The organism is Asprobacillus argus (assembly GCF_032248395.1).
GTDB classification, from domain to species: Bacteria; Bacteroidota; Bacteroidia; order Flavobacteriales; family Flavobacteriaceae; genus Polaribacter; species Polaribacter argus.
Genome location: NZ_JAVTTO010000002.1, coordinates 595,442 through 614,478 on the forward strand (window position 1 = coordinate 595,442; position 19,037 = coordinate 614,478).

22 protein-coding genes are annotated in these 19,037 nt (G+C 33.7%); 12 read left to right on the forward strand and 10 right to left on the reverse strand.

The genetic code is table 11. The annotated features are described in order from the left end of the window. Nucleotides 1-13: 13 nt before the first annotated feature. The 3 genes from rocD to RQM59_RS06445 all read right to left on the reverse strand — a co-directional run bounded on the left by rocD (nt 14) and on the right by RQM59_RS06445 (nt 2,332). Nucleotides 14-1,258 carry an ornithine--oxo-acid transaminase gene (gene rocD / locus RQM59_RS06435; protein WP_349241261.1) on the reverse strand — a complete coding sequence of 415 codons (1,245 nt, stop codon included), beginning with the start codon at nt 1,256-1,258 and terminating at the stop codon, nt 14-16. Nucleotides 1,259-1,403: 145 nt separating this feature from the next. Next, nucleotides 1,404-1,778: a DUF6768 family protein gene (locus RQM59_RS06440; RefSeq protein WP_349241262.1), complete on the reverse strand. Its 375-nt coding sequence runs from the start codon at nt 1,776-1,778 to the stop codon at nt 1,404-1,406. Between the two features lie 5 nt (nt 1,779-1,783). Next, on the reverse strand, nt 1,784-2,332 hold the full coding sequence (locus tag RQM59_RS06445) for an RNA polymerase sigma factor (protein ID WP_349241263.1): 549 nt from the start codon (nt 2,330-2,332) through the stop codon (nt 1,784-1,786). Between the two features lie 115 nt (nt 2,333-2,447). Here RQM59_RS06445 and rlmD point away from each other — a divergent pair, with 115 nt between their 5' ends. The 11 genes from rlmD (at nt 2,448) to RQM59_RS06500 (ending at nt 11,533) form a co-directional block, all read left to right on the forward strand. Further along, on the forward strand, nt 2,448-3,902 hold the full coding sequence (rlmD, locus tag RQM59_RS06450; protein ID WP_349241264.1) for a 23S rRNA (uracil(1939)-C(5))-methyltransferase RlmD: 1,455 nt from the start codon (nt 2,448-2,450) through the stop codon (nt 3,900-3,902). 101 nt (nt 3,903-4,003) lie between these two features. Beyond that, the gene (locus tag RQM59_RS06455; protein ID WP_349241265.1) at nt 4,004-4,483 is read left to right on the forward strand and encodes a DUF6452 family protein; all 480 of its coding nucleotides are present in this window, start codon (nt 4,004-4,006) and stop codon (nt 4,481-4,483) included. Nucleotides 4,484-4,490: 7 nt separating this feature from the next. Further along, the gene (locus tag RQM59_RS06460) at nt 4,491-5,165 is read left to right on the forward strand and encodes a DUF6048 family protein (protein ID WP_349241266.1); all 675 of its coding nucleotides are present in this window, start codon (nt 4,491-4,493) and stop codon (nt 5,163-5,165) included. Nucleotides 5,166-5,228: 63 nt separating this feature from the next. Next, on the forward strand, nt 5,229-6,176 hold the full coding sequence (locus tag RQM59_RS06465) for an isopenicillin N synthase family dioxygenase (RefSeq protein WP_349241267.1): 948 nt from the start codon (nt 5,229-5,231) through the stop codon (nt 6,174-6,176). Nucleotides 6,177-6,178: 2 nt separating this feature from the next. Continuing rightward, the gene (locus tag RQM59_RS06470) at nt 6,179-6,505 is read left to right on the forward strand and encodes a translation initiation factor (RefSeq protein WP_349241268.1); all 327 of its coding nucleotides are present in this window, start codon (nt 6,179-6,181) and stop codon (nt 6,503-6,505) included. 2 nt (nt 6,506-6,507) lie between these two features. Beyond that, nucleotides 6,508-7,446 (forward strand): DUF1835 domain-containing protein, encoded by a 939-nt coding sequence (locus RQM59_RS06475; RefSeq protein WP_349241269.1) that lies wholly within the window; start codon nt 6,508-6,510, stop codon nt 7,444-7,446. Further along, nucleotides 7,436-8,305, forward strand: coding sequence for a nucleoside phosphorylase (locus tag RQM59_RS06480; RefSeq protein WP_349241270.1), 870 nt, complete (start codon nt 7,436-7,438; stop codon nt 8,303-8,305). Before RQM59_RS06475 ends, RQM59_RS06480 begins: the two co-directional genes overlap by 11 nt. Next, nucleotides 8,306-9,166, forward strand: coding sequence for a substrate-binding domain-containing protein (locus tag RQM59_RS06485; RefSeq protein WP_349241271.1), 861 nt, complete (start codon nt 8,306-8,308; stop codon nt 9,164-9,166). Nucleotides 9,167-9,184: 18 nt separating this feature from the next. After that, the gene (locus RQM59_RS06490) at nt 9,185-9,346 is read left to right on the forward strand and encodes a hypothetical protein (protein WP_349241272.1); all 162 of its coding nucleotides are present in this window, start codon (nt 9,185-9,187) and stop codon (nt 9,344-9,346) included. A gap of 275 nt (nt 9,347-9,621) precedes the next feature. Continuing rightward, nucleotides 9,622-10,500 carry a UDP-2,3-diacylglucosamine diphosphatase gene (locus tag RQM59_RS06495; protein ID WP_349241273.1) on the forward strand — a complete coding sequence of 293 codons (879 nt, stop codon included), beginning with the start codon at nt 9,622-9,624 and terminating at the stop codon, nt 10,498-10,500. A 1-nt stretch (nt 10,501) separates the two neighbouring features. Continuing rightward, the gene (locus tag RQM59_RS06500; protein WP_349241274.1) at nt 10,502-11,533 is read left to right on the forward strand and encodes a glycosyltransferase family protein; all 1,032 of its coding nucleotides are present in this window, start codon (nt 10,502-10,504) and stop codon (nt 11,531-11,533) included. Here the strand turns inward: RQM59_RS06500 and RQM59_RS06505 are convergent, their stop codons facing one another. Next, the gene (locus tag RQM59_RS06505) at nt 11,534-12,199 is read right to left on the reverse strand and encodes a uracil-DNA glycosylase (protein ID WP_349241275.1); all 666 of its coding nucleotides are present in this window, start codon (nt 12,197-12,199) and stop codon (nt 11,534-11,536) included. It lies immediately after the preceding gene. Nucleotides 12,200-12,235: 36 nt separating this feature from the next. On the opposite strand from RQM59_RS06505, the gene RQM59_RS06510 reads away from it, so the two are divergent. Further along, the gene (locus tag RQM59_RS06510; protein ID WP_349241276.1) at nt 12,236-14,437 is read left to right on the forward strand and encodes an endonuclease MutS2; all 2,202 of its coding nucleotides are present in this window, start codon (nt 12,236-12,238) and stop codon (nt 14,435-14,437) included. Nucleotides 14,438-14,472: 35 nt separating this feature from the next. On the opposite strand, the gene RQM59_RS06515 is transcribed toward RQM59_RS06510, so the two are convergent. From RQM59_RS06515 to RQM59_RS06540, 6 genes are read right to left on the reverse strand one after another with little or no spacing between them, the layout of a single operon-like run. Next, the gene (locus tag RQM59_RS06515) at nt 14,473-14,862 is read right to left on the reverse strand and encodes a hypothetical protein (RefSeq protein WP_349241277.1); all 390 of its coding nucleotides are present in this window, start codon (nt 14,860-14,862) and stop codon (nt 14,473-14,475) included. Between the two features lie 13 nt (nt 14,863-14,875). Then, a complete protein-coding gene (locus RQM59_RS06520; RefSeq protein ID WP_349241278.1) occupies nt 14,876-16,006 on the reverse strand; it encodes a hypothetical protein in 1,131 nt (376 codons plus the stop codon). A gap of 2 nt (nt 16,007-16,008) precedes the next feature. Then, nucleotides 16,009-16,932 (reverse strand): hypothetical protein, encoded by a 924-nt coding sequence (locus RQM59_RS06525; RefSeq protein WP_349241279.1) that lies wholly within the window; start codon nt 16,930-16,932, stop codon nt 16,009-16,011. Nucleotides 16,933-16,934: 2 nt separating this feature from the next. Then, on the reverse strand, nt 16,935-18,215 hold the full coding sequence (locus RQM59_RS06530) for a hypothetical protein (RefSeq protein ID WP_349241280.1): 1,281 nt from the start codon (nt 18,213-18,215) through the stop codon (nt 16,935-16,937). Between the two features lie 4 nt (nt 18,216-18,219). Beyond that, the gene (locus RQM59_RS06535; protein WP_349241281.1) at nt 18,220-18,642 is read right to left on the reverse strand and encodes a hypothetical protein; all 423 of its coding nucleotides are present in this window, start codon (nt 18,640-18,642) and stop codon (nt 18,220-18,222) included. A gap of 3 nt (nt 18,643-18,645) precedes the next feature. Beyond that, entirely contained in the window at nt 18,646-19,020 is a 375-nt protein-coding gene (locus RQM59_RS06540) for a DUF6804 family protein (RefSeq protein WP_349241282.1), read from the reverse strand. Between the last annotated feature and the right edge of the window lie 17 nt (nt 19,021-19,037).

Sequence of the window (19,037 nt, forward strand, 5' to 3'; positions counted from 1 at the left end):
TAGTTAAGTTAGTTTAATTGCTAAAGTTAGTAATAGTTTTTTTAATGATGCCTACACAATCTAATAATTGCTCTTCATTCATTACTAACGGTGGTGCAAATCGGATAATATTACCATGCGTTGGTTTCGCTAATAAACCATTATCCCTTAACTGTATACAAATATCCCAGGCAGTAGAACTATCTTCTGAATCATTGATTACAATTGCATTCAATAATCCTTTTCCTCTTACTAGGTGAACAAGTTCATTTTCTTCTGCAAACGTAGATAATTCAGCTCTAAATATATGTCCTAATCGTTCTGCGTTTTCTGCTAAGTGCTCTTCCAACACTACTTCTAATGCTGCCATCGCTACAGCAGCAGCTATTGGGTTCCCTCCAAATGTTGAACCATGATTTCCAGGTCGAATTACATTCATAATGGGATCATTTGCCAATACGGCAGATACCGGATAAGCCCCTCCACTCAATGCTTTCCCTAAAATTAAAATATCTGGAGTTACATCTTCATGATTAACCGCTAACAACTTTCCTGTTCTCGCAATACCAGTTTGCACTTCATCGGCAATAAACAAAACATTATGTTTTTCGCACAATGCTTTAGCAGCAGTTAAATACCCATCAGATGGCACATAAACGCCCGCTTCACCTTGAATTGGTTCTACTAAGAATCCGGCCACATTAGGTGTACTTTCCAAGGCTTGCTCTAAAGCAACCAAATTATCGTATTCAATCTTTATAAATCCATTTGTAAATGGTCCAAAGTTTTTACGCGCTACAGGGTCATTTGAAAAAGAAATGATCGTGGTAGTTCGACCATGAAAATTATTCTCACAAACAATAATTTGCGCGTCATTTTCTGAAATTCCTTTTACCTCATAGGCCCATTTTCTACATAATTTTAATGCAGTCTCTACCGCTTCTGCTCCTGTATTCATAGGAAGTAACTTGTCAAACCCAAAATATTGTGTTGCAAATTCTTCATACCTACCTAACATATCGTTATAAAATGCTCGTGACGTCAAACTTAACGTTTGCGCCTGCGCGGTCATAGCATTTACAATCTTAGGGTGGCAGTGTCCTTGGTTTACTGCAGAATATGCAGATAGAAAGTCGTAGTATTTTTTTCCTTCTACATCCCAGACATACACACCTTCTCCTCTACTCAATACCACTGGTAATGGGTGATAGTTATGCGCTCCGTACTTGTTTTCTAAATCGATCGCTTGTTGCGAAGTTAATTGGTCTAAAACAGCCATTTTTAATAATTTTTAATTTATAAAATAACCATTCCTTATCTACCTTTATCCTTTCGAAGGGTTCGAAAATTCAGCGTGGGAAAGAAATCATCCCTAGAGCCTGCAATTTAGTAAATATTACTTATGCTATAAAATCTAAGTACCACTATTTTGATGTTATCGAAGAGATCAATAATTCCAATCTTTTTATCTCCCTCATCAATGTATTTTTATTCATTTGCATCCATGAAAATAACTTCAACATGGATATCATCATCATACCAATAAAGGTAGCTGCTGCCCATTTAATAAGCTCAGCAATTTCTGTAGCTTCAAAGAATTGAATGATTGCATAGACACAAAACCCTAGTATGATAAAGTTGATAACGATCATTAAACGAATAATCCATTGTAGTTTTCCTTTAAATAAACTTCTTACCATATCAAACAGTCCTTCTTCATGAAGGTCATCATAAAATTTAGCCTCTTCTTGTGTGAGTGTTTCCCTGATCAACTTGTCAATGTCTTCCATATTTTTCATAATTTCTATGTTTTTAAAATTGTTTTTAATTTCTCTCTTGCATGAAACAATCTGGATTTCGTTGTTCCTACAGATATTTTTAATAAAGAACTTATTTCTTTTAATGAGTAATTCTGTGTATAAAATAACTTTACAACCATTTGCTGATCATCAGAAAGCTCATATATAGATTGTATTAATTTACTACGCAATTCTTGTTTATAGTCTTCATTTGTCTCTGAAATAACCTTTGATGAGCGCTCGTGGTAAAAGCGATGCAACTTTTTATCTTCGTTACGCTGAGCACGAATCCAATCTATGGCTCGTCTATTTACAATACTTATAGCCCAACTTTTAAATTTCTTAGGCTCTTTGAGATCATTTAATTTTCGAATGATGATCGTCCAGCTCTCCTGAGCGATGTCTTTTGCTATATCTGCATCCTTAACATACCAATACGCCAATTTACAAAATGACACATGCCATCTCTTGACTAAAGCAGACAAGGCCTTTATATCCCCCGATTGATACGCTTTTACCAGATCTGCATCTGTTATGTTGGTTAATTTTTTCATGAATACAATCACACCATAGACGAACAAAAAAACAAAAGGTTCATTTGAAATGTAGAAACCTTATAAAGATAACTGAAATAATTCCTAAGTTTGTGCGCTCAATTAAATCAAATAGATGCCACGTAGAGAACGAAATAAGTTTGTAAAGAGAGGTCAGATTCTTGAACTAAGGATAGAAGATTATGCTTTTGGCGGAAAAGGAATTGGTAGAATTCGTTCTGAAGAGGGAGAATTTGTGGTATTTGTTCCAAATACATTACCAGGTCAAAAAGTCAAGGCACAGGTTAAAAAATCGAGTAAAAAGTATGCTGAATGTAAACTTATAGACGTATTAGAGCATGCTGACACTGAGGTTGAAGTACCGTTTCAAGACATTCCAGGAGCTCCGTACATTCAACTCCCCATTGAACTACAACATCAATATAAAAAGGAAAGTACTTTGTCTTTGTTTCAACGAATTGGTAAGGTTGAAAATATCCATGACCTTTTTGATGAGTTTATAAGCTCTCCTAATGTTTTTCATTACAGAAACAAAATGGAATATGGCTTTTCTGCAATCGGATACGATAGAACCTTAAAAACTGATGTGGATATTTTCACTTTAGGCTTTAAAAGACGAGGTGTTTGGTGGATGGGCGATAATTTAGAAAAAGATTCAGGGCTATTCGACAAGCAGGTAGAAGATCATATTAAAGTAATCCGGACATATTGCGAAAAAACCGGACTTGCCCCATGGCATGGACCAAGAAAAGAAGGTTTCTTTAGATATTTTGTTGTCCGAAAATCTTACAAAACCAATGAACTATTGTTCAATTTAGTAACAACTTCGTACGAATTATCGAAATTTGATTTGAATGCATTCTCTCAGCTGTTACAAGATATTTTCAAAGAACGTTTCGCGGGTCTTTTACATACAATTAACGATGAGGTTGGAGATAGAACTATTGCTACCTCAGGGAGTATTGAACTTATAGCTGGAAAGGATAAAATTGTAGAAGAGCTTTTAGGTTTAAATTTCGAGATCAGCATGAAAAGTTTCTTTCAAACCAATCCAAAATCCGCAGAAAAACTGTATACAAAAGTTATTGATTACGCATTAGAAAATAGAGAAGCCGTTGATAATTCGGTTGTCATGGACCTATTTTGTGGAACAGGAACGATTGGACAGATACTTGCTTCTAAAAGTGAGAATGCAAAGATTGTTGGTGTAGATATTGTTGCTTCTGCCATTGAAGATGCCAAGAAAAATGCAAAAAGAAATGGTATCGAAGGACTACAATTCTATGCTGCCGATGTGGGGAAATTCCTACAGGTACATCCGGAATATCAGAACAAGATCCGTACGATAATTCTTGATCCCGCTAGGGCAGGAATTGCTCCAAAAACGTTACGTAAAATCATTCATTTAAATGCAGATCGGATGGTATATGTGTCCTGTAATCCAGCCACTCAAGCAAGAGATACCGAAGAACTTATGAATAACGGATATCAACTAAAAAAAATAAGTTTGGTAGATCAATTCCCTCATACCTCACATATAGAAACTGTAACTCTATTTGAAAAAGTGTAATACAATATAGTTCTGCTATCTCTGTTCTTTTAACAGATAATGCCCAAAATTTAATGAATCTTTTACTTACATTTGAGGTTCTAGAAATTAAACTGAATTTAATGAAGAAAATAGGATTTCTTTTAGTTTTAGTGCTCTTAGTAACTTCTTGTGAAAAAGATGATATTTGTATAGAGCCTATTACGCCAAATTTGATACTTCGTTTTTACAATAATACTAGTCAAACTGATATAAAAGCTGTCGAGCGATTATCGGTTTGGGCAGATGGAAAAGATACACTATCCGCGTATACTTCAATTACTACAGATTCAATTGTTATACCGCTAAATGCAGAAGCTTCTCAGACTATTTATAATTTTAAGATGAATAATGTAGATGGGAACATAGTCAATAATCAAACAGATCAGTTAACTATAAGTTACGATGTGGAAGCTGTTTATGTTTCTAGATCGTGCGGTTTTAAAGCAATTTTCAATAATGTAACGATTACTTCAGGTGGGGGCTGGATACAGTCATTTACACCGACTGCCATTACAACAATCAATAATGAATCATCAGCCCATGTACAAATATTTCATTAGTTTTTTCATGGTACTTGTGTGTACAAGTATTTATGCACAAAAGCCTGTTGATACGAAGGCTGTAAAGAAAGATACGACTGTCTATAAAACACCATATGGTTTGCGACTTGGTATTGACATTAGCAAACCTATAAAAGCTGTATTTGATGATACTTTTAAAGGGTTCGAAATTGTTGGAGATTATAGACTTACTAAAACCTTTTACCTGGCCGCAGAGATAGGATATGAAGAAGAAACAACACAAGAGGATTTTACAAACTCTATTTCAAAAGGAAATTATATTCGAATAGGAGGAAATTTCAACCTCTATAAAAACTGGTTGGATATGACCAATGAGATCTTTTTTGGATTTCGTTATGGGCTGAGCATTTTTGATCAAACCCTTAACAGTTATGAACTTAATGTTGGTAATACCTACTTTCCTTCTACAACCATTACGAGCTCTCAAACAGTAAGTGGCTTAAACGCACATTGGACCGAATTGATGTTAGGAATTAAGGTAGAAACACTTCCTAACCTCTATCTCTCGGCAAGCATGTCTTATAAAATAATGATCAGTCTCAAAGAGCCAGATAATTTTAAAACCCTATTTGCTCCTGGCTTTAATCGAATATTTCTTAATAACGCCGGTTTCGGATTTAATTACACTATTTCCTATACAATCCCGTTCAATAAGAAGTAATTCTTTGTTGAATACGTGATTATTTTATTAACTTTATACTAAACTTATTTTAATCTTACTAAAATGAATAAAATTCCTAGCGTAAATCTTGCAGATTTTTTATCTGGAGATGAACAACGAAAACAAAAATTTGTCAACGAAATTGGTCATGCATATGAGAACATAGGATTTGTTGCTTTAAAAGGACATTTCTTAGATGACGCATTAGTTGATAATTTATATGAAGAAATTAGAAAGTTTTTTGAACTTCCTACTGAAATAAAACAGAAATATGAGATCCCAGGTATTGGTGGTCAAAGAGGATATGTATCTTTTGGAAAAGAAAGTGCGAAAGGTAAAAAAGAAGGAGATCTAAAAGAGTTTTGGCACTTCGGTCAATACGTTGAGAATAATCCTGCTTTAGAAGCTGAATATCCCGATAATGTGGAAGTTAAAGAACTTCCTGAATTTAATGAAGTTGGAAAGAAAACATATAAAATGCTAGAAGAGACGGCAAAATATGTATTACGTTCTCTTGCGATTCACCTTGATTTAGAAGAAACCTATTTTGATGAATATATCAAGAATGGAAATAGTATTTTAAGACCGATCCACTATCCTCCTATTTTAGAGGAGCCAGATAATGCGGTTCGAGCTGCTGCTCATGGAGATATCAACCTAATCACACTATTGATGGGAGCTCAAGGAAAAGGTTTACAAGTACAAAATCATGAAGGAGATTGGATCGACGCAATGGCGGAGCCAGACGAACTAATGATCAATGTAGGTGATATGTTGTCTAGACATAGTAATAATAAACTAAAATCAACGATCCATAGAGTAACGAACCCTCCAAGAGAATTATGGGGAACTTCACGTTTTTCTATTCCATTTTTCATGCACCCAATTAGTGATATGAAATTGGATGTTTTAGATAGTTGTATTGATAAAAACAATCCAAAACAATTTGATGATATTACTGCTGGAGAGTTCTTAGATGAGCGATTACAGGAGTTAGGACTGACCAAATAAGAATGGATTTACAAGATCAATTAAAAAATTTGTTTCCTGACCACGTTCCAGAAACTCCCAAAGTTTCTGAAAAGAAAAGTGACATCTGGTTGCAGGAAGCCCCTATCCTTTGCAAATATGAAAAGCGAAAAGGGAAACCTATAACCATCTTAGAAGGTTATAACGGCGCAACTTCTGATTTTAAAAAACTAGCCAAAGAAATTAAAACAACTCTCAGTGTGGGAGGTAGTTTTAAGGATGATAAGATTATCATTCAAGGCGATTATAGAGATAAGATCATGGAAATGCTTAAAGAAAAGGGATTTTCCGTAAAAAGAGTGGGTGGCTAGATATGAACAAGGTTTTACACATTACAAATGGAGATAGTCTTACAGATTATCTTAATGAATTAGGCTTCCAAGGTGATTTTCTTACCTGGCAGGAAATGTTATGTGAAGGACCCGTTATTTCCAACATCAATTCGAAGAAATTCTTCGATATCAGAAGTAGTTTTCTTAAAGAATATTATGATATCGAAGTAAATAAATTCGATTTTAATCGGGACCTCATAAAATTAGAGCATACAGAGAACTATGATGCTATTATTTTATGGTTTGAGTATGATCTATTTTGTCATATTAATATGTTGGGCGTAATCAGCCTGTTACATCAAAAGAAGATCGATAAACCTATTTACTTAGTAACCAGTGGTTTTATTTCTGGAGAGAAAAGTTTAAAAGGATTGCCTGAGCTTAATCCGGATCAATTAAGAGAGCATTTTCACGCGAGAATAAAGCTAACAAAAGAAGATCAGGAATTGGCGGTTGATCTCTGGAATATTTATTGTGGCATGGATCATAATCTATTCAAACCTTATATCGTTTCAAACTCATCTTTTAAATATATGAGTAATTGCCTAAAAGCACATATAGAGCGTTTCCCTAATCAGAAAACAGGGCTTAGCGTTTTGGAAGAAAATATATTGACCATTGTGAAGGATCGGGACGTGAAATCAAAACACCATTTGCTAGGTTATATTTTGAATTATCAAGGGTATTACGGCTTTGGTGATTTACAAATGGAACGAATTATTGAAAAGCTTTCCATCTTTTTTAAGTCCTCAACAGAAAAGCTAGAACTAAACAGAAATGGCCATGAAGCCTTATTAGGTCAGCACAATTTTGCACGCGAAGTAAAGAACAATATGATATATGGCGGCGTGCAAAGACTGAATTATCAATTTAATTCAGAAAAGAACAAATTAATTAAAACAATTTTAAATGTCTATTAAAAGCTCAGAGCTTATATTAAACCCAGATGGAAGTATTTATCACTTAAATCTGAGGCCAGAACATATTGCCAATGATATTATCTTTGTTGGAGATCAATATCGCGTAGATAAAGTAACAAAACACTTCGATTCCATTGAATTTTCGACTCAAAAAAGAGAGTTTAAAACCACAACTGGTACTTATAAAGGAAAACGTTTAAGTGTAATTTCTACAGGTATTGGTCCAGATAATATCGATATTGTATTGAATGAGCTAGATGCGCTTGTCAACATTGACCTAAATACTCGAAAAGTAAAAGACACACATACCAGTTTAAATATAGTTCGAATAGGGACATCTGGATCTTTACAAACCGATATTCCCGTGGATAGCTTCTTAATGAGTTCTCATGCCCTAGATATTAATGGTATGCTGCATTTTTATCAAGCGGATACTATTTCACATGTAGATATTGAACGTGCTTTTGTAGCACATACAAATTGGAATCCCAAAAAAGCGTATCCTATTGTGATCTCAAATGGTGAGATACTAGATCAAAAAATAGCTACTTCAATAGTTTATAAAGGAATGACGGCTACTGCTGGTGGGTTCTATGGACCGCAAGGAAGAATATTACGTCTTCCTTTAGAAGATCATGATCTAAATGCAAAAATTGATAGCTTTAATCATAATGGCATACGTGTGACCAATTTAGAAATGGAAACGTCGGCAATCTATGGGTTATCCAAGTTATTAGGACATCAAGCTTGTTCTATGAACGCGATCATTGCGAATAGAGCAAATGGTACATTTAGCGCAGATCCAGGAAAGGTAGTTGCCGAACTTATTGAATATACACTGAATAAATTAGTAGAATAAATGCTACACCTTAAAATTGGTGGTGTTCCAGAACATTTTAATTATCCGTGGTATCTAACCTTAAAGAATAAGGAATATACGCAACACGGTATTAACCTTCGTTGGAAAGATTTTCATGGCGGCACCGGTCAAATGACCAAAGCATTGCGAGAGGGCAATGTAGATGTCGCTATTGTGCTAACCGAAGGGATTATCAAAGACATTCAAGAAGAAAATCCTTCTAAAATTGTACAAACGTATGTAGATACGCCTTTGATCTGGGGTATTCATGTGGGTGCTCAATCTACTTTTAAACACCTTTCTGAACTAGAACATGCTACTGTAGCTATTAGTAGGTTTGGATCGGGCTCTCATTTAATGGCTATCGTGAATGCTTATAATCAAGGATGGGATCTAGATTCGCTACAATTTAAGGTTGTTAAAGATCTAAAAGGTGGTATTGCTGCATTACATGCAGGTGAAGCCGATTATTTTATGTGGGAACATTTTACCACAAAACCTTTAGTAGACAATGGCACATTTAGAAGATTAGGGGATTGCCCTACCCCATGGCCCTGTTTTGTTATTGCCGTTCGAGATGAAATCCTATCAAAATATCCTGAAGAAGTAAGACATATATTGAATATCATTAACGATCAAACCAAAGGGTTTAAACAACTCCCTGATATAGACTCCATATTATCTGTTCGATATGAGCAACGCTTAGAGGACATACAAAAATGGTTATCTAAGACCACCTGGAATTCAGGACAACCAATTGATCCTAAATTAATTGAGGGTATACAAAATAAAATGCTACACTTTAACGTTATCCAAGAGAAGAAAAATGTACATCATGTTATAAAAAATATGTACATTTAGGCCATTAAAATGAAAACCATGAAAAGAATCGTATACATTGTTATTTGTGTTATCGGACTTATTAGTTTATCATCTTGCAGAAGTGCTTCTAAAAGATGTGGTTTAGCTGAAAAATCAACTATTCAAACAGACCAAACACAGCAACCTACGAGCTTTGTTATTGTAACGGAGCACGTATAGTTACTGTTCTTTTTTCAAATTCTATAAGTCCACTATTAAAGTGGACTTTTTTATACATAACTACTTTTATTAACATTTTGCACATCATTTTATAAACATTGAGTTACAATCTGTTTACATAGACTTTAACATAAATCAACATTTCTTCTCTAGTTTTGATAAACCAATCTATACAAAGCGATAAGATTTCAAAGCTTTCATAGAAAAGTACCTACCTTATTTAAAGTCCAAAGCTTTAAACACGGAATTAACCCCTCTAATCCAAACAAAACTTGATGAAAAAATTTAAGAAGCGGAAGCTAGATGTTGTCGTTGTGTCTGATATTCACTTAGGTACTTTTGGCTGTAGGGCCCAAGAACTCCTCAACTACCTTAAAACGATAAATCCTAAGATATTGATTCTTAATGGGGATATCATTGATATCTGGCAATTCAACAAACGATATTTTCCAAAATCGCATATGAAAGTGATAAAATATATTACTTCACTTTTAACCAAAGGCACAAAGGTTTACTATATAACGGGAAATCACGATGAGATGCTTCGCAAATTTAAAGGGTTTCGATTAGGTTCCTTTGAGATCGTAAACAAACTAGTTTTAGATCTGGATGGTAAAAAAGCATGGATATTTCATGGAGATGTGTTCGATGTTAGCATGAAGCATGCCAAATGGTTGGCTAAATTAGGAGGTGTAGGATATGATATACTGATCATGATCAACACATTCATAAATTTTATAAGTAACGCGTTGGGCTTTGGGCGTCTATCATTATCAAAAAGAATAAAGAACAGCGTTAAAAGTGCCGTCAAATTCATCAACAATTTTGAAGATACCGCGGCAAGTATAGCTATGGATAATAAATATGATTATGTGATCTGTGGTCACATACATCAACCTCAAAAAAGAATTGTCAAGAATAAGTTAGGACAACAAGTACTCTACTTAAACTCAGGAGACTGGATAGAAAACTTAACAGCTCTGGAATATCAAAACCAAACGTGGTCGCTTTATGAATATTCAAAAGATGAAGTTACTCAGAATTTACATCTAAACTATACTGTAAAAGACCCAGAGCTTGTGAAAGCCGAGCATAAGAGTAAAGATCTTTTTAAGGATCTATTAGCTGAATTCGATATTACAAAATTAAAATAGCATGAAAATATTATACGCAATACAAGGTACAGGGAATGGTCATATCAGTAGAGCAAGAGATATCATTCCTCTATTAGAACAAAAAGGGGATTTGGATGTACTACTGAGCAGTGCCACTCGAGAAAAGAAGGTTCCGTTCAAAGTAACCTATTTCCTACATGGCTTAGGCTTTACCTTTGGTAAAAAAGGAGGTATTGATTTCTGGAAAACATTTAAAAAAATGAATAGCCGAAAATTCTACAGAGAAATCAAATCTATTCCAATCAAACAATATGATATTATCATCAATGATTTTGAACCTGTTTCTGCTTGGGCGGGAAAACTAAATAATATTCCCGTAATTTCATTGAGTCATCAGTCAGCCATTCTCAATAAACTTGTCCCTAAACCGAAAAAAATCAAATGGGTGGAACGGCTTTTTATAAAGTATTACGCTCCTACAAAATATCAATATGGCTTTCACTTTATGTCTTACGACAAGCATATTTTCACACCAGTAATTCGTAATGAAATTAGAAATCAAGAAGTAACTGATAAGAACTATTATGTGGTATACCTCCCCGCATACAGTGATAAAAAGATCATCAAAGTACTCTCTAAATGTAAAGATGAAAAATGGCACGTCTTTTCTAAAGAAACAACAGAAGTGTATTTGGCAAATAATATCATCTTTTACCCAGTTAACAACGAACTATTTATAGAAAAGATGGCAGCTGCAAAAGGTGTTCTGTGTGGTGCAGGTTTTGAGACACCCGCCGAAGCACTCTTTTTAAAGAAAAAATTGTTGGTCATTCCTATGAAAGCTCAGTTTGAACAAAAATGCAATGCCAAAGTTTTAGAAGAAATGGGAGTATTGGTCATAAAAAAATTGAGTTTAAAACATCTTGCCAAGATAAAAACCTGGATACGCAATGACTATCGGGTATCCGTCGAATATCCAAATATGACGGCAGACATTATCGATTTGATATTTGAAAATCACGTCTTTGAATTAGGAGAAATCCATGATATTGGAGAGATCAATATGAGTTAGTTACCAATTAATGGTAGTTCTTCCAATGCTATTTAGATAATCATTCGTTTTAGAAAAATGCTTATTTCCAAACCAATATCCTCTGTTAGCGCTTAAAGGCGAAGGGTGACCAGAACTAAGTATATGATGTTTTTGCGCATCGATCTTTCTTCCTTTCTTTTTGGCAAAACCACCCCATAATAAAAAAACAACATTTTCTTTTTGAGAAGAAATGCTTTCGATCACAGCATCTGTAAACTGCTCCCAGCCCTTTCCTTGATGACTTCCTGCTCTATGCGCTCTTACCGTGAGTGTAGCATTTAAAAGTAAAACACCTTGTTTCGCCCAAACGGATAAATCGCCTGATTGTGACAATGGTTTTCCAATGTCCGAATTTAATTCTTTAAAAATATTTATAAGTGATGGAGGATGAGAAATATTATCATGCACAGAAAAACAGAGTCCATTCGCCTGGCCTGGTCCATGATATGGATCCTGACCAATAATGACAACTTTTACTTGATCAAAAGGACAATGATCGAAGGCAGAAAATATATCTTTCCCTCTGGGATAACAGCGATGTGTTGCATATTCTTTCTTGATAAAAGGAATCAATTCTTTGAAATAACCTTTCTCAAATTCGGGCTGTAGAATTTTTTTCCAACTTTCATCAATATTAACCTTCATTGTTTGTTATTTTTGTCCTCGATCAAAGATAAAGATTTGAAGCAAAAGATCTCAGAAAAAGTACTACTAGATTTAGAGTTTACGACCGTTCTCCAACAGGTTGCAGATTTTGCTATTTCTGATTTAGGGAAAATAGCCATAAATAGTATCACTCCTATTTCAAGCAAAACTGTTTTGTTAAGAGAACTTGCATTGGTCAATGAATATTTAGCTTCTTTTGAGAACGAAAATCGCATTCCGAATCATTACTTTGAAAACATCGAAACAGAAATTCATAAACTAGGGATAGAAAATAGTTTTTTAGAACCTAAAAATTACTTGAAGCTGGCAACGATATCCGAAACGGTAAATGAGCAAAAGAAATTTCTTAAAAAATTCAAGGTCTACTACTCTACTTTATTCGACTTAAGCGAATCTGTCGAGTTCACATATATCATTGTTGATTCAGTTAAAAAGATTATTACTCCATATGGCGAAGTAGCCAATAATGCATCGTCGGTGTTAAAGCAAATTCGAAAGGATATCGGTGGTGTTAGAGGTAAAATAGGTGCAAGTTTTAGTAAGGCACTAAGTAGTGCTATTGCTTCAGGATACTTAGCAGATATCAAAGAGACCATCGTAGACAACCAGCGGGTATTGGCAGTTCAGGCAATGTATCGGAGGAAAGTAAAAGGTAGCTTACTAGGGTCCTCAAAATCGGGAAATATTGTCTACATAGCTCCACAGTCAACTTTAAATTTTAGCAGAGAGTTACAGAACCTTGAATATGAAGAAAAGCAGGAGATCATTCGTATCCTTAAAAGCCTATCCAATGAACTACGTCCTTACAAAGAGCTGCTAAAAGAATATGTATTCTTACTAACACATCTAGATGTCGTTGCATCAAAAGCTAAATACGCACATTCCATACAGGCATTGCTTCCAGCTATTTCTGATAAAAAGAGGATCTATTTTAAAAATGCTTATCATCCTATTCTTTGGGTGAAGAATAAACAACAAGACATTACCACTGTTCCTCAGACATTAGAACTTAATGAACAACAACAAATCATTGTAATCTCTGGTCCGAATGCAGGTGGAAAAAGTATTACGCTAAAAACAGTAGGATTGTTGCAACTCATGTTACAAAGTGGTTTACTTATTCCCGTTGATGAACGTAGTGAAACCTTTATTTTCGATAATATATTAACAGACATTGGAGATAATCAATCCATAGAGAATCAGCTAAGTACCTATAGTTATCGTTTAAAGAACATGCGCTACTTTTTACGGAAATGTACGAAGAACACGTTATTTCTTATCGATGAGTTCGGTACAGGATCAGATCCTGAACTTGGAGGTGCCCTCGCGGAGATTTTTTTAGAAGAGTTTTATACCAAAAAAGCTTTTGGAATCATTACCACGCATTATGCCAACTTGAAGGTGCTTGCAGATGAACTTGAAAACGTTGTGAATGCAAATATGCAATTCAATGAAAGAACGCTGGAACCGTTATATAAACTAGATGTTGGTCAGGCCGGAAGTTCCTTTACCTTTGAAGTAGCCCAGAAGAATGGTATTCCTTTTAGTTTGATCAACCAAGCTAAAAAAAGAGTTGAAAGCGAAAAGATTCGTTTAGATAAAACAATCTCGAAACTACAGAAAGAACGAAATAAATTGCAACGTACTTCTGAAGGTTTAGAAAAACAGAAATCCAGGGGGCAAGAACACATTGAAAACCTGCAAGAGAAAGAGCAAAAGATCCAGGAGAAATTAATGGGATTTCAGGAGTTGTATGATAGCAACCAGCGCATGTTATCTTTAGGTAGAAAGATTAATGAATTACTTAACAAATATTTTCAAACCAATAATAAGAAAGAGCTTACTACCGATTTTAATAAATGGGTCACTGCAGAAAAGACCAAGTATTTAAAAAAGAATCCGAAGCCCAAGACCAAGGCTCAAAAAAAAGTTGTTAAAGAACAAGAAGAGAAGAAAAAAGTAGCGATTCAAAAAGTGGAAAAAGAAGTCCTTCAAAAAGTAGTTGAGGTACGCAAGGAAAAGAAAAAAGTAGCAAAAAGGATCGCCAAAGAAAAGGCGGCGTATGTTTTTAAAGTTAATGATCGTGTTCGTCTATTGGATGGTAATGCTGTGGGTACCATAGAAAAGATTGAAAAGAAAAAAGCCTTTATAAACTACGGACTCTTTACCACTGAAGCGGATGTGAGTAAGCTAGAGTTTGTAGAGAAAGGCAAGTAATCCCCCATGTCACTTCGAGCGCAGTCGAGAAGTCTTTAATGCTGCCAACACCTACCGCTAGAATTCTTGGTTCTTCTTTTACATCGAGTACCTTTTTTAGTAGTTGCGGTGCATCTAGATGCTGTTACTTTTTTAGAAGTGCTTTTTTTTAGTTTTACTTTGTTGGACTTCTTCTTTTGAATTGCTCGTTTTTTAGAGGTCTTTCCTTTTGTTTTCTCTACAGGTTTGCAAACTTTACAAGCCTGATACCCTCTTAATTTTGCCTTTTTGATTGTTAATTCAATAGCTTCTCTTTTGACAATGATCTTACATTCTTTTTTGTGATATCGCTCTCCTTTTGCTGTTCTGTAGACTTTGGTTTGGGCAGTTAAGCTACTGCTAAAACCAATAGCTATGATCAAGAAAATAATTTTTAGTGTTTTCATAATTTTTGTTTTTTTATTCAACAGGCACTCTGTATTTTTTTTCTTTTACCTGCATTCTTGTTTTGTTTAATTTCATGTATTGAGCCTCTTTCTTTTCTTTGTTATATGTGTTGTATTTGAAAGTTTGTGTTTCTTTGATGGCGATAACCTTAACTTCAACATCTATTCCTTTGGTTAGATTATCATTGGAAAGACCAATATAAAATGTACTCCATAATCTGGAGTCGTTTCTTCCAAAAGCAGCTCTCCCCTTTCCAGAATCAAAAAAGGAAAACTGATTACCGTCTAAAAAAGATTGCACATTTCGAAACTCATCCATAAAATAATAAGCTACATCATGCCCATTATTTGGAATGAACAATTCTGTAATGAAACCTAATGCTAACCCTGCTAAAGGAGTTTGGAAATAAGCATTGGCTGCCTTTCCAATGAACTTTGAAAAATTTCGAACGTTCTTGTCATATGCAGCTTTACCTTCTTCTCCAACTCCTATCCAATATGCCCATGCGAGAATTTTTTCTTTTTTTAAATCAGTTATTTCTAACCTAGGTAAATCAACACGTAAATATGTCCTACTCTTATTACGATTGTAATAAGAATGCACTCTTTGTGATTTTTGAAATAGTAATATTTCTTCTTTTTTTGTGTTTACAATTTCTTTGATAGTTTCTTGATATGGAATCATTTGATATCCAATTAGACTATCCTTTTGGTATGGAACATAAATAGTATCTCTTACTGTATACCACTTCCAACCAGTATTAAAACTTGGGCTTCCATTTTTGGAAGGAATTCTTTGAATTTGAACATTAGCTACTCTAGTAGTTAGTGAAGAACTAAAAAATCGGAATCTATATATTTCTTTTTTTAGCACTTGAATTTTTCTATTGGTAATTTCTTTTGCTTTAAACTCAGTTAATTTTACATTAGAAGAAGAAGCGATCTCAACTGACCTAATATGTTTTCCTTTTTTCATTACAAAATTGAAAACGATCTCATCACCTTTGTCAAAAGTAAAAAAGTAATCTTTGGTTTCTTGAAAAGAAAGGCTTACGTTTAGATTAGCGACATTTATAGGTTCTTGTGAAAAACTAATATTGTAGAATAACACCAGAAAAGTAGTAATGATAGATCTGATTTTCATAATTATTTGTTTTTAATAAAATCAAAAATGACTTTTTCAATGCTTGAAGGAATATCGGCGCTTTTAATTTTATAGTTTTTTATGTTCATTGATTCAAACCAATCACTCCAGTACACTTCTAAAATATCTCTAGCATAAGGAGTACTTTTATCATAATCGGAAATTCCAATTACCAAGACTTCAAGATCTTTAAACTCCTTTTCAACTGACAGAAATCCTAACTTTCTTTTCCGTATCTCCTCTTTCCAATCTACACGGTCTAATTTTATCTTCTTTAAACTCTTCGATGTGATATATGAAGTTCGATTTTCTTTTTTCATTATCGTGTTTTCATGATACATGAAACCGTCTGTTAAAATCACCAAAATATTTCTGTGACAAGCATCTATACAATAATCGTTTACATGATATTTGAAGAATCCCCATATATCTGAGCCTGGATATTTCTTATCTAATTGTGCATCTTTTTGCGCTAAATCATACAATTGAGAAGGATATTCTGAATACAAAGAAATTGTTCTATCTAAATCTTCTTTATGTGTATCTTTAGTAAATTGAACCTTTAACTTTTCTGCTATTTGGTTAATTTTAGTATCATTCGGTACAGGATTAAAGAAAAGCTGCATTCTATCTTCTAACAGAATTAATTTTTTTCCTTTTACATGATTTACGAATACTTTTGCCAAACTTGATAGGTATGCGGAGTCTTTTTGAACTGTATTTTTTTTCTCAATACGATCAGAAAGATCTAAAAGCACGCTAATATTTAGATTGTTTTTCTTGTTTTTTAAAATAAACTTAGGGCAATCAGTAGGAATTTTAGTAGTCACTTTCTCTAATTCTTTCACTTCTTTCTTTTCACTTTCGCAACCCATTATGAACAGGCTTAAAAAGGTAAGGGTGAATATATTTTTTAACGGATTCATAACTACAATTTTTTAGTATATACTTTATTTTGATAGGTATCTGTGTCGATATCCAAATCTTGTATATGTTTGTCATATACTTTTCTACAATCGGTTAAAAGGTTTTCCTTCTCTTCTCTTCCTAAAGGTAATTCTGCTGAAATATAGCCTTGCCAGCCCTCTAACAGCTCAGTTGATAAGGCTTTATAGTTCATCACTGGGAGAATAAAACCATCAATGATATTCTGAAGTTCGCTTATTCTTACTTTGATCGTTGATATCATTTCTTTTTGAAAACTAATCAATTCCTTAAAGTTTAGTAATTTTTGTTTTTTCTCTTCTATCTCTTCTTTTCTCTCTTTGATAAAAGCTTTTATTTTATCTCTATCAGCATATTCTTTCATCACAAAGTCAAATACTAGTCCCCAAACTATATATGAAACGAACCCTGCAAAAATGATTAACCAAAAACTAATACTTTGAAAAGCAATACTAATATTGAACACTTCACTATCATAAGTTTTTGTCAGATTATATAATTTCTCATCTATCAGGTAGGCTAAAATTGCATCAAATAGAAATGTAATAAGAAATAAAACGCCAATTTTTAAACCACTTTTTAACCCTTTATTTTCTTGAAACATATGGATCAAATATCCCAAACCAAAAAACACAAAAGGAATAAAAAGAACAAACCCCAATTCTAAGCCTCCAGCTTCATATGCTTTAGATAAAGCTTGAGGGTCAAATATTCCATGGAATAAGCTTATTCCAGGATCAAACTCTCTAAAAAAAGCAGAGAACGAAGTGGAGATATAAAAAATAAAAATATAAGCCGCTAAAGGCATTAAAAAGAACAGCCCAATCCAAAATTTCACACTTGCTTTTTTATCTACATTTGGCAAGTATAATTCAGGCTCTGTAAGAACTTTCCTACAATCTTTATTTAATTCTTCTATTTCTTTTTTAGTTTCTTCAGCTTTATGGTTTAGATTCTTCAGTTTTTCTTCAGCATTTAACAAGGTTGTCTTTTTTCCTTTTTGTTCAGTTACATAACCATGTTTCAATTTATGCTGTTCAGCAACATCTTCTTTGCATTTCTTTTCAAAGGCTTCATACGTTTTCTCTAGAGATGCCTTTAAGTTTTGTGGATTTCCTGCACATTTTTTGGACATCCCATACCCCTCTCTAAAGGGTGATAATGATTTTTCATCTTTATCAAGAGATTCTTTCGAATCTATTTGTGCTCCATTTAAATCATTGGATGGCTTTAGCTTTGTTAATTTTTTAAGTAGTGTAGTCATAATGTTATTCTTGAAGTTCCTTTAAAATATCTTCACGTGATTTTTCTTGTTGAGCAGATTCTAGCAAATAGGTTGTTAAAGCCTCAACATTCTCATCGAGGAATTCAAATTTCTTTACATACTTTTTTAAGGTCGTTCTTTCATCTTCTGTAATAACATGGTCTGCCCAGGCCATCTGAGCAAAATCATACAAATAGACCATTCGATCTTCTAACTTTTCTGGAATATGTATTTCCCCAGTATGCGAAGTTAAAATTCTATCCAATTCATTGTTATCTACTCCTCTTTCAGCAGCAAACTGGTATAACAACTGCATTTCCAAATGACTAAAATTCTCGTCGGATAATGCAATTTGATATAATCTCAAAAAATGACTTTTCAATTCTGTGGAAACTTCAATGTTTCCTTTTTCTAAAGATTGTTCCATAGGTTAGTATATTTTATCTCTTTTAAATGATTTTCCTTTATTTGTTTGTATTGTTTCCTCATTTTCTCGCTGGGTATTTATCTCAAAAAAGCCAATCAACAAAAACATAATTCCTACAAGTATATCGAGAGGTATCCAATATGATTTTATATACAGATACATTGGAAATATTGGGTTGAAAAGTATTGCTATAAAACAAAAAGTAACCAGTACAAAAACGAGTTTATAATTAAACACCATTGTTAAAACAGCCCCTGTAAAAACAATAAATCTAAGAAGTGTATAATATTCTATAGGCCAATTAAATACTGCTACAAAAAGGATTAAAGCGCAAATGATCGAAATGGATTTTTGTGTAATGCTGATTGTTTTTTTCATTTCAGGCTGTTATTTAA